Origin of the sequence: Chryseobacterium taichungense, from assembly GCF_900109935.1 — a bacterium.
Taxonomy (GTDB): domain Bacteria; phylum Bacteroidota; class Bacteroidia; order Flavobacteriales; family Weeksellaceae; genus Chryseobacterium; species Chryseobacterium taichungense.
Window position 1 is genome coordinate 106,315 of the sequence record NZ_FOBV01000003.1, and the last position, 12,570, is coordinate 118,884.

7 protein-coding genes are annotated in these 12,570 nt (G+C 38.8%); 1 reads left to right on the top strand and 6 read right to left on the bottom strand.

Annotated features, from left to right (window positions below; translation table 11 throughout):
- Nucleotides 1-49 precede the first annotated feature (49 nt).
- Nucleotides 50-382 carry a HopJ type III effector protein gene (locus BMW64_RS07280; RefSeq protein WP_089999375.1) on the bottom strand — a complete coding sequence of 111 codons (333 nt, stop codon included), beginning with the start codon at nt 380-382 and terminating at the stop codon, nt 50-52.
- 97 nt (nt 383-479) lie between these two features.
- Between BMW64_RS07280 and BMW64_RS07285 the strand changes: the two genes are divergently transcribed.
- A complete protein-coding gene (locus BMW64_RS07285; RefSeq protein WP_089999376.1) occupies nt 480-1,862 on the top strand; it encodes an RtcB family protein in 1,383 nt (460 codons plus the stop codon).
- Nucleotides 1,863-2,452: 590 nt separating this feature from the next.
- On the opposite strand, the gene BMW64_RS07290 is transcribed toward BMW64_RS07285, so the two are convergent.
- The 5 genes from BMW64_RS07290 to BMW64_RS07310 all read right to left on the bottom strand — a co-directional run bounded on the left by BMW64_RS07290 (nt 2,453) and on the right by BMW64_RS07310 (nt 12,570).
- Nucleotides 2,453-4,816, bottom strand: a complete 2,364-nt coding sequence (locus BMW64_RS07290; RefSeq protein ID WP_089999377.1) for a choice-of-anchor L domain-containing protein — start codon at nt 4,814-4,816, stop codon at nt 2,453-2,455.
- A 120-nt stretch (nt 4,817-4,936) separates the two neighbouring features.
- Nucleotides 4,937-8,515, bottom strand: coding sequence for a choice-of-anchor L domain-containing protein (locus BMW64_RS07295; protein WP_089999378.1), 3,579 nt, complete (start codon nt 8,513-8,515; stop codon nt 4,937-4,939).
- A 171-nt stretch (nt 8,516-8,686) separates the two neighbouring features.
- Nucleotides 8,687-11,062, bottom strand: coding sequence for a choice-of-anchor L domain-containing protein (locus BMW64_RS07300; RefSeq protein ID WP_089999379.1), 2,376 nt, complete (start codon nt 11,060-11,062; stop codon nt 8,687-8,689).
- Between the two features lie 194 nt (nt 11,063-11,256).
- Nucleotides 11,257-11,787, bottom strand: a complete 531-nt coding sequence (locus BMW64_RS07305) for a DUF1003 domain-containing protein (protein ID WP_177175254.1) — start codon at nt 11,785-11,787, stop codon at nt 11,257-11,259.
- A 12-nt stretch (nt 11,788-11,799) separates the two neighbouring features.
- Nucleotides 11,800-12,570: a TIGR02757 family protein gene (locus BMW64_RS07310; RefSeq protein WP_394332258.1), complete on the bottom strand. Its 771-nt coding sequence runs from the start codon at nt 12,568-12,570 to the stop codon at nt 11,800-11,802.

The following is a 12,570-nucleotide window of genomic DNA, read 5'->3' on the forward strand; positions in this document are numbered from 1 at the left end:
CCGAGCCGAAACTCCTCCTTTCAGTCAGACCCTCCGCATCCCTCACGCATTACTTTCTACTCAAAGCCTTTTCTTCAAAAGAAATTCCTTCCCAGCCAAATTCCATGAAGTTTCTGATATTCTGGTGATCGGTACCTTCAGGGTTTTTCAGCACATCTTCCCGGTAAAACTCTCCGAAAAGATTCAGCGTTTCCTGCGCAGAAAGATCATTCAACTGAGCAAAACTGAAAACTTTACACGAACCATTGTTCTGCCCTGCTTCGTTTACGGTATTGCCATTGGTAAATTTTGTCGGCGTAAAATCATAATGTTCATCAATAAAAGCAATAACATCTTTAAACATAATTTGCTCTGATGATTTCTCTAATTGTTCAAATAGCATATTATTTAATTTCTTCAAAAATAATTAAAATAATTTCATCTGCGCAAAAACATTGCATACTTACGTTATTACTTTGCATCAACAAAGAGAATAAAACATGGAATTTAACGGAAACAATTTAATCGAATTAGGATACCGTCCTGCAAAATGGTTTAAGGAAGCCATCGAGTTCATTAACGAAAATAATTTAGACGAAAATCAAATCAAAATATACCTGGAACAATTTAAGCAACCGGAACTTATTCCCCTTCATGAAACGGCAAAAGATTTTATCATCAATATCAGGGCAGAGCATGAAAGCGAAAATGATAACGTAGAAAAAGTAATCAACACCATGAAGGTTTTGATGAAAACGCCAACGCTAACTGACGGAGCCATCATGCCGGACGCCTGTCCTACAGGCCCTGCAGGACATATTCCTGTTGGCGGAGTCGTTGTGGCAAAAAATGCCATTCATCCCGGATTTCATTCTGCAGATATCTGCTGTTCGGTAATGCTGACGGATTTTGGAAAAGCCGATCCCAAAGAAGTCTTGGATGCAGCGCATTCGGTGACCCATTTCGGATATGGAGGAAGGCCGAGAGGTGAACAAATGCCGATGTCGCAGGAACTGATGGATGCTTTCAGGGAAAATGATTTTCTGAATGATGAAAAACTGATCAGCATTGCCCGTTCACATATGGGTACGCAGGGCGATGGGAATCATTTCCTGTTTGTCGGAATTTCCAAAAAAACCGGAAATACGATGCTGGTAACTCACCACGGATCCAGAGCTCCGGGAGCTGCCCTTTACGATAAAGGAATGAAAGTGGCCAACAGGTTCAGAATGGAAATCTCACCGGAAACATTAAAAGAAAATGCCTGGATTCCGTATGAAACTGAAGAAGGAAAATCTTACTGGGAAGCTTTACAGCTAATCAGAAAATGGACAAAAGAAAACCATATATCCATTCACGATGCTGTTTTAAATAAACTGGAAATTGAAAAAGAAGACCGATATTGGAACGAACATAACTTTGTTTTCAGAGATGGTGACTTGTTCTACCATGCAAAGGGAGCAACACCGCTGGATGATAAATTCTTACCGGATATTACAGGTCCAAGACTAATTCCACTGAATATGGCAGAACCTGTTTTGATCGTAAAAGGAACTACCAATGAAAGAAACCTTGGTTTTGCCCCTCACGGAGCGGGAAGAAATTTCAGCAGAACACAACATAAAAAATCATTGGCTCATAAAACCATTGAGGAAGTTTTTGCAGAGGAAACCAAAGGTCTGGATGTACGTTTCTTCACCAATGAAATTGATATTTCCGAGCTTCCAACCGCTTATAAAAGTGCAAAAAATGTTCGTGCACAGATTGAAGAATACGGTTTATGTGAAGTGATGGATGAAGTGATGCCATACGGTTGTATTATGGCGGGTGATGTTCAGAAAAATGCGCCTTGGAAGAAAAAGAAGAAGTTTAGAAAAGCGTAGTATTCAGCACTATTAAGGAGAATTATAATATTAAATCTGGTTTCACTTTTTATTGTCGTGTAAAACAATTTTATTATAGTGAAATTGATTTTATTCTTGAAAAATAGGTTTTAGCCTAGTGAAGTAAGCTTTCCTGGTACAAAACATTTTTATCCTAGTGCAAACCGTCATTATCCTTCAAAAATAAGCTTTATCCTGGTGAAGTAAGTTTTTACCCTAGTGTAAAACACTTTTATTCTAGAGTAAACCGTCATTATCCTTGAAAAATAAGCTTGATCCTGGTGAAGTAAGCTTTTATCATAGCGTAAAACACTTTTATTCTAGAGTAAACCGTCATTATCCTTGAAAAATAAGCTTGATCCTGGTGAAGTAAGCTTTTATCATAGCGTAAAACACTTTTATTCTAGAGTAAACCGTCATTATCCTTGAAAAATAAGCTTGATCCTGGTGAAGTAAGCTTTTATCCTAGCGTAAAGACATTTAATCAATACTTATCTACAATTTTCATTACCATTATTAAATATTAAAAATCCTCAAAAGCGTTGCTTTTGAGGATTTATTTTAATTAAATTATTACTCTATATTTGAGATTATTCTCTGTTTTTAAGCATGATCCAACCAGATTGGCTCATGTTTGCTTTAGACTTCGGATAATCAAAGTTGAATTTATACCAATATGTTGCTGTCGGTAATTTTTTACCTCCTACTGTACCATCCCATACAGGCGTTTGCTTTGAGAATCTGAACATTTCACTACCATATCGATCGTAAACAGATCCCGTAAAGTTATTAAATCCTCCAAGGGCAGTAAGATCAAGAGTATCATTCACTCCATCCTGGTTCGGCGTAATAACATTTCTCACATGGAAGGTAAAGAATTCTAATGCTCCTACACAATGTGTACCTACTGATCTTACCTGAATCTGATATGTTGCATTGTCCTGAAGACCTGTAAATACATTAGAAGGCTGCCAAGAAATCCCCCCATCAATAGAATATTCTGCAGTCTGAGGAATATTATTGATCATCGGAATTTCTGCCGTAATCGTAAGGGTATTATTGCTGTAATCAAGATTTGTAACAAAAGGAGAAGCAGCACCCATTACATTAACGGTAAACGTTTTTTCACAATATCCATTATCAATCGTTACACTGTAAACACCCCATTGATCTACATTGATGCTCTGTGTAATTTCACCTGTGCTCCAAAGATAAGTATAGTTAGGCCCTGCTCCAGCGTCAAGGGTTACTCTGTCACCTTGGCACATTTCAACATCTCTCAGTGGAGAGGTAAGTTCCGGCACTACTTCTACAGTAATAGTGGCAGGATTTAAAGATTTACATCCTTTAGTCCCTAAAGAATATACAGAGAAAGTTGTTGTATTATAAACTGTTGCAGTCTGCGTGTTTCCGGTTCCCTGGAAGTTAGCCCATTCGTAAGTAACACCACCAGTTGCCGTAAGCTCGACTTGAGTTCCCGGACAAACCTTAATTTTTGATGCAACCAAACTTACTGTCGGAGTTGCCTCTTTCAACAAGGTTAATTCAACCATTTTACTACAGAAACCTCCATTCGAAACAACAACGTAAAGAATCTGACCATCATTACCATTATAATGTAAAACATCCTGGATATAGTCGTCATTTTGAGCGATAGCATCGTCCTGATCTTCATAAAAATGGAACACAGCTCCAGTAGTTGTACTGATTGACGGCATTGCATCCGTTAGATCAAACCAAGTAACATCTGGTGTTGTACAAAGCAGCAATGAAGCATCGATCGCGGCAGGTGTTGTTCCTCCGTTAATTTTAATATTGGCTTTTCCCGGACAAGGATTACCTGGGAATGATACCTGAATTTCATAATTACCAGGTTGAGTAGCTGTAATTGTAGGCGTAGTTGCTCCCTGTATAGCAGTTCCGTTGTAGAACCATTGGTATGTCATATTCGGATCGCTCACAGAAGCTGTAATTACCTGAGGAACGTTATCACAAACATTGATTTCTTCCGGTAACGTTGCACCTGAAGGATCTAATAATTCAACACCGATATTGAAAGATCCCCCTTCCAGGAATACCGCAGAGTCATATCCTGAATCACCTGCATCTGCTAAAACCATTTTGAAGTGATAAGCCACACCAGGCGTAACTGTTGCTGTAGCAGTAAGAGGCGTAGTTCTTCCAATAAAATTGGTTTCGATATTAGCCGTATTTAAGCCACCAAAAAACTGAGCGTTAATGGGGCCACATGAAAAGCCATTTCCATCAGGTACAATATTAGTAGCACTTACGGGTCCTGTTCCAGGAGGCGGCAAAACGGCCATATTTACATAAGGTCCTCCGGCTACTGGTCTCAATAAAAGAGCAAACGCATCAGAATAGCCCAGACATGGGAAGTCAGAAGTATATTCTTCAGAAGCAAATAAGTAGTTAAATTTTACCTGGGAAGATGTGGGCACAAAGTCAAACTCCAACACTACGGCATCATACAAGGGTTTTGTAGGGTTAGTAGCTGCTACAAGATCCGGATCGCTTCCTGTAGGTAAATCATCTCCTAAGGTACCACTTATAAAGCTATTACCTGCTTTGTTTGCATAGCCTGTAGAAAGCACAATACCATCTGTAAACGGAAAATTGGTCGTCCCTTTATGAAAATAACCCCATGATCTTTGTACGTTACTTGCCGGTAAATTCGGACTTACTACAACATTTGAAACATTGGGTGTAACACATGAATTTGTCCCTGACGAAATTAAAACATCTTTCACCAACTGTAAAGGATCATAAGCTGATGGTGCATAAGCTGCAGTATTCACATCAATAAAAGCGCCTGCTTTCATCGTTAAAGCAGAAGACTTTTCTTTCTGAGGCTTTCTGACTGTAGTTTTTTGTGAATAAAAGAGACTCGACGACGAGACCATGAATAAAGAAAACAATAGTAGGTATCTCTTCATAAATAAATTGTTTCAACAAATTTAATTTATTTTTATAAAAACTACATATACATTTAACATTTTTATATTAAAAAAGCAAATTAACCTCCCAAATTGAGAGGTTAATATAATTTATAATCGTTAATTTCTATTTTTCAACAAAATCCATCCACTGCGCTGTTCGAGTTTTTTACTGGCAGGGTTTTCCCATTGTACACGGTACCAGTAAGTAGCTGTTGGAAGTATAAGAGTTCCTTTAAGCAAACCATTCCAGCTTGTTTCGTTTTTGCTGGCCTTGAAAACTTCCTGTCCGTATCTGTCGAATATAGAAGCCGCAAAGTTGTTATACTGACTGATTCCTGAAAAATCTACTTTATCGTTCTTCCCATCAGAATTCGGAGTGATTGCGTTTATCACGACAAATGTAAAGAATGACAGCGTAGTTCCGCACTTGGCATCTTTTACCCTTACCATAAGGGTGTAATTGGCATTATCAAGAATATTGTAGAATATATTTGAAGCCTGCCATGTAACCCCTGCATCTACGGAATATTCCAGACTTCCACCTGTAGGGTTTGTTGCTGATAATGTTAAAACATGATTATCATAAGCAACATTGCTGAATTGAGGAAGCGTAGGGTTGATTAGCTGAGCACTGAAAACTTTAGAACATGTTCCATTACTGATTGTTACAGAGTATGTACCAGGTGTAGTAACGGATATCGTCTGTGTAGTAGCGCCTGTATTCCAAAGATATGTATAGTTTGGCCCTGAACCGGCATCCAGAGTTCCTGAATCACCCACACAGGCATATACATCTTTCAATGTTGACTCAATAGCAGGAACCACCTGAATGGTAATTGATGTAGGGTCATCTACCTTACAGCCATTTCCACCTAAAGCATACACAGAATATATCGTAGTAGCCGTTGGAGATACCACCTGCGTATTTCCATTACCCGGTAAGCCGACCCATTCATAGGTAACCCCGCCTGAAGCTGTTAATGTAACGGATTCACCTGCACAAATCTTGGATTTCGATGCTGCGAGTATCGCGACAGGCGGACCAACCACGATCGTGATCGTTGCTGTATTTGATGATACACATCCATTAGCTCCTACCGCGGTAACCGTATAAACAGTAGTACTGGAAGGAGATACCGTCTGAGTACTTCCATTCCCTGGAAGAGTTCCCCAGTTATAAGTCGCTCCTCCGGAAGCTGTCAAGGTAACAGATTCTCCCGGACAGATTTGCAATACCGGCGCTGTAACACTTACTACAGGAGGTGTTGTATTCTGTGTTACGGTTACATTTGCCGTATATGAACAGTTTAAATTTCCCGGTTGGTTAACATTCGTTACTGTTAATGTATAGACACCGCCTGCATTCACTACCGGCGTTAATGTATTAGCACCTGAAACAATGTTTCCTCCTCCGGTTGTTGTCCATGCAATAGTAGAACCCGTAGGAATCACAGAAGCAGATGCATTTAATGTTATTTGTGATGTTGTACAGGTGATTTGCTGAGGTTGAGCAATCGTTAAAGTAGTTTCAGGTGTTGCCAAAAGCTGTAAGTTCACAACATATCGACATCCACCGCTGACAACGAGAACATAGATCGTCTGGTTTCCTGCACTGTTGAATGATGTAGTATTATTTATAGTGTTTGTATTCCCGGCATTAGCATCTGCAATATTTAAATAATAAGAGAATGTAACACCTGGAGCTGATGTAATCTGAGATTGTGCCTCCGTTAGATTATAATTAATTCCCCCTGCCTGATAACATTTAAATAAAGTAGCATTCTGAACGGTAATCGGCTGAGAAACCTGTATTGTAATCGTTGCAGGTGTTTGAGACACACATCCGTTTGCACCAACAGCTGTAACGGTATACGTCGTTGTTGTCGTTGGTGAAACAGTTTGGGTATTTCCGTTACCGGCAAGTCCAACCCAGTTATAGGTAGTTCCGCCGGATGCCGTTAACGTAACCGATTCACCTGAACAGATTAAAACTTTAGAAGCTGTTAGGCCTGTAGTCGGCGGAGCACTATCACCGGTTACAGTGACATTTGCCGTTCCTGTACACGTTAAATTTCCAGGCTGATAAGTATTTGAAATCGTTAATGTATAAACTCCTGCTGTATTTACAACCGGATTCAAGGTATTTGCGCCGGAAACAATATTTCCGTTTGTTGTTGTCCATGCAAAAGTAGAACCTGCAGGATATGTTGAACCTGAAGCATTCAGTGTGATCTGCGAATTTGTACAGGTCAAGGTCGTAGGCGTGGCAATACTTGCGATTATTTGTGGAGCTTTAATTAATTGTAACTGTGCAACTTTTGAACAGAATCCTGTTTTAACAAGCACGTATACGGTCTGCCCAGCACTTGGGAAAGCCGTAGTGTTTGTAATCGTATTGCCATTACCCGCTAACGCGTCTGACTGGTTAAGATAATAAGCAAAAGTAGCACCTGGTGTTGTACTTATCGAGGTTTGAGCCGTGGTAAGATTAAACGTGGCATTTCCCTGCGTGTAGCATGCGGTGAGCGTTGCATTCTGTACGGTCGGCGAAGTTCCTCCTACAATTGTTACAGAAGCTGTTCCCGGACATGTATTTCCCGGTAAAAATACCTGAACGGTATACACTCCCGGCTGTGTTGCGGTATAAGATGAACCAGTCGCTCCAGGGATAGGATTATTTCCCAATAACCATTGATACGTAGCCCCACCACCCTGAACTGAAGCTGTAAGAACCTGCGGCGCATTGTCACATACATTAATGGACGAAGGCAGTTCTACTCCGGCAGGGTTTAAAATCTGAACACCGATATCAAAAGATCCTGCTTCAAGAAAAACTGCAGAATCGAAATTTGAATCCTGATAATCTGCCAAGACCATTTTAAAATGATAGGTCTGTCCCGGAATTACCGTTGCGGTTGCCGTTAAAGGAACCGTACGTCCGTCAAAATTGGTTTCAATCTGAGGGTTGTTCATTCCGGCAAAATATTGAACATTTTTAGGACCACAAGGCAAGTTGGCAGGAATGATATTGGTAACACTTACTGGCTCACCACTCGGAAGCAATGCTAAATTGGTATAAGAAGGATCTCCTACTTTTTTAAGTAATAATGCAAAACCGTCTGAAATATTACACGTAAAATTACTCTGATATTCTTTGGACGCAAACAGATACCTGAAGGTTACTTTTGTGGATGCCGGTACAAAGTCAAATTCTATATAGGTTGCATCTCTTAAATTGGCATTATTTACATTCAGGGCTGTTGCGAGATCGGGATCACCTCCTGAAGGAAGCGCATCACTTAAAGTTCCCTGAAAATTATTTCCTGTCTTTCTGGCATATCCTGTTGTAAGAACAATACCTTTGGCAAAAGGGAAATTGGTTGTTGCTTTATTAAAATATCCCCAACTTCTGTTTTGATCGGTAACTGCTAAATTCGGAGAAACAACCACATTGCTCACGTTGGCCGCAGAACAAGTGGAACCACCACTGATGAGAACTTCTTTTACCAATTGTGTAATACTGTAATTTGATTCGGGATATCCGGCGGCATTTACATCAATAAAAGCTCCTGCTTTCATACTCTGAGCGGTAGGTTTTTTAACAATACCTTTGCCTTGCCTGTCCTGAGCAAAAAAGCATTGTGTAAAAATTAAAAGCAAAGCCAAAAGTAAATTTCTTGTCCTCCTATTTAACATTTTTATATTATTTTAAACAAAAATACTATTTTTTTTGATTGAATATCAATTCAGCATAAATTACATTATCACTAATATAACACTGCTGATTTTAAAATATCAATTCAATTAATTTAATAACGAAAAAAAGACCAACAAATTGTCGGTCTTTTTTTGAATATTGATATTGTCTTATTCTATGTTTTTAAGTAAAATCCATCCCGTTTTCAAGGCAGGTTTTTTACTTGCCGGATCTTCAAAACTTACCTGATACCAGTATGATGAAGTCGGCAGACGTTTTCCCTGGAAGTAACCATCCCAATAAGGCTGAAGGCCACTTGCTTTATATACTTCTTTTCCATAACGGTCGAAAATAGATGCTTTGAAATCTTTATTCTGATTTACACCTCTGAAATCGATAATGTCATTAATATTATCACCATTTGGCGTGATTACATTCTGCATAACAAAAGTGAAATATTCAAGGAATCCTACACAGCTTGTTTTCTTTACTCTTACTCTGATCGATACAACCGTATTTCTCGGTACATTGCTGAATGTGTTTGAATTCTGCCATGTAAGCCCATTATCTATAGAGTATTCCAAAGGTCCGTTACTTGGATTGCTCGCGGTAAAGATCATGGTACCGTTTTCATTATAATTTACATTAATGATTTCAGGGATAATAGCCTGAATTATCTGTGTTGTATATACTTTAGAACAAACACCATTGTTTACTGTTACGGAATATGTTCCCGGAGTTCCTACTGAAATAGTCTGCGAAGTATCTCCTGTATTCCACAGATAAGTATAATTTGGTCCTGCTCCCGCGTCTAATGTAATGACATCACCCTGACAGATCATTCCGCCTGAAAGATTTGACGTAATTGCTGGAACAACTTCTATTGTAACAGATGCTGGCTGTAGAGATTTACATCCCTGTGCACCGATTGCATAGACAGAATATGTTGTTGTCTGAGTTGGAGAAACAGTATAGGTAGCACCCGTTCCGGATACACCTGTCCATTCGTAAGTTACTCCGTTGGCAGCAGTTAAAGTAGTAGATTCTCCTAAACAAATTTTCATTTTGGTAGCCGTAAGCTGAGCAACAGGTGTTGCTTCTTTCCTTAGCGTCAATGTTACTAATTTGCTACAAAAAGCACCATTGGAAACGACAACATACAAAACCTGCCCGTCGGTACCGCTATAACTGCTGACAGCAGCATCGCTCAGATAGCTGTCGTTTTCTTCAACAGCATCTGCCTGATTAACATAATAATGTAAAATAGCGCTTGTAGAAGTTGTGATCAAAGGTCTTGCATCATTTAAATTAAATGCAGAAACAGAAGGGGTTGTACAAAGCTTCAAAGTAGCATTCTGAGCTGGCGGTGTCGTTCCTCCTACGATGGTAATAACCGCAGAAGCAGGACACTGATTCCCTGGAACCGCAACTTTTACCTCATAAGCACCTGGAGAAGTTGCCGTATAAGAAATATTAGTAGCACCATTGATGGCAGCTCCGTCTTTGTACCACTGGAATGTCATTCCCGGCGCGGCAGTAAGCAATGCAGTCAATACTTGCGGTGTATTATCACACATATTTACAGTATCCGGTAAAATAACTCCGTTTTGGTCTACAATTTTAATTCCGATATCAAAAGATCCTCCTTCAAGAAAAACAGCAGAATCTAATGTCTGGTCATTATAATCGGATAAAACCATTTTAAAATGATAAGCAACACCTGGCGTTACATCGGCAATTGCAGTTAAAGGCACTACTCTTCCGTTATAGTTGGTTTCAATGCTTGAAGTGTTATAACCAGCAAAGTAGGTAGGATTCATCGCACCACAAGATAGTGGTGATCCGTCGAATTCTGTATCTGGACGGATATTGGTAACACTTACAGGCCCAGCTGTTCCCGGAAGAATGGCAACATTGGTATAAGGACCTCCCGCAACCGGTTTTATAAGTAAAGCAAAAGCATCTGAATAATTGCAGGGATATCCCAAAGAATATTCTTCGGATGCAAAGATATAATTGAATTTTACCTGATTGGAGTTCGGTACAAAATCAAACTCCAACGCTACGGCATCACGCTGATTGTTAATATTGGTATTGGTAGCGGCAGCAAGATCGGCATCTCCATTCATGGAAATTGACCCGTGGAGGTTTTCGGAAATCGCAGCATTACCCGCTTCTCTGGCATATCCAGTCGTTAAAACAATTCCGTCTTCAAATGGGAAATTGGTGGTACCTTTATGAAAGTATCCCCAAAATCTGTCATTATTTGTTACCGGCTGATTAGGAGATACTGTCACGTTACTTACACTTGGTGTTGCGCAGCTTGACTGTCCATTGATAAGAACCTGTTGAACCAGCTGTTGTGGTGTATAAGATGATTGTGTATAAGATGCCACATTTACATCAATAAAAGCACCTGCTTTCATACTTTCAGAAGTCAGCTTCACTTTACCGTTTTTTCTGGACGCCTTTTGAGCAATAGCAGACCCCGAAACAAAAAGCAACACTAAAAATAAAAAGTAGTTTTTTAGTCTATAATTTAACATTATGTTTGTTGTTTGTTCAAAAATAATAATTTTATGATTAAATTTTATTAAAAAATAGAAAGATTTATGTTAAAAATTTAATCTATTCGATAATCCATAACATATCAGATAATATATCTGTAATAATAAAAAAAAGACTAAATTTTATTAGTCTTTTTTTAGAGTTATTTCGTCAAAACTACAATTTCATGTGATTATTCATTTTTCAGTTCATCAATTTTATCCTGAAGTTCCTGAATTTTATCTTTTAGCACCTTGATCTCATTTTTATTGGAGCTCACATTGCTTTTCAGCATCACATTTTTGGCACGTTCGCTATGATCTTCTTCATCTTCATCCTCATTGATCTCTTCAATATCTTCCTGAATATCTTCAATATCCTCGTTTATTTCTTCGATGTCTTCACTGATTTCTTCTATATCCTCGCTAATCTCTTCAATATCTTCCTGAATGTCTTCAATATCTTCCTGAATGTCTTCAATTTTTTCATGACTTTTATTTACTGACATCTGGATAAAAATAGCAAGATAAATCGCTTCTAAAGATACTACTGTCGTAAGAATCAACAGCATTTTATCAAATTCTACAAGTCCAACTAGCGGCAACAGAAATGAAATGATAAAAAATAGCGTATGTGCAATAAGGGATGGGATTGAGCCTATCCACCAGGTGATACCGTTGGCAATTTTTTCTAAAACCTCAGTTTTTTCTTCGTACTTTTTCATTGTGCTCAACTTTTATAATAATTCTTTAGTAACTCCTAATCCAAACAGTGCGAAATCATATTTTGCAGGATCATTCTCATCAAATTTCCTGATGACAAGATCGAGTTCTTCTACCGTTTTCCAGTCATTCTGCGTTCTTGTGATCAATCCCAACTTCCGGGAAATATTACCCGTATGCACATCCAGCGGAATCGACAGGTATTTCTGATCAATATTTTCCCAGATACCAAAATCTACACCATGTTTATCTTTACGCACCATCCAACGGAGGAACATAATGATTCTTTTTGTAGACGAATTCTTGTAGGGCGAACTTACGTGTTTGTGGCTTCTGTGCTTTTCGCTTCCGAGAAAACTGCTTCTGAATCTTTCAATAGCATGAAGGAAATTCGTTTCCGATTCATGTATTGTAAAAAGATTTTCAAGACTTTTATTTTCTTTGTAAATTTTGTTAAACTGCTCTATAAAATAAACAAAGTCTTCGCCGTTGAACGTTCGGTGTATACTTTTACCTTTAATGTCACCAAGATCTTTTTCCGAATAGTTCATTACAAAATCATAAGGAGAATTTCCCATAATTTCCAGCATTTTTTCGGCTGATTTTATGATTGCTTTCCGGTTTCCCCAGGAAATGGTTGCCGCCAGAAAACCTGCAATCTCAACGTCCTGCTTCAGGCTGAAACGATGCGGAATCTGTATCGGATCATTTTCTATAAACTCAGGATGGTTATATTGATCAGCCTTTTCATCCAAGAATATTTTTAATTCTTCAAACTTCAACAT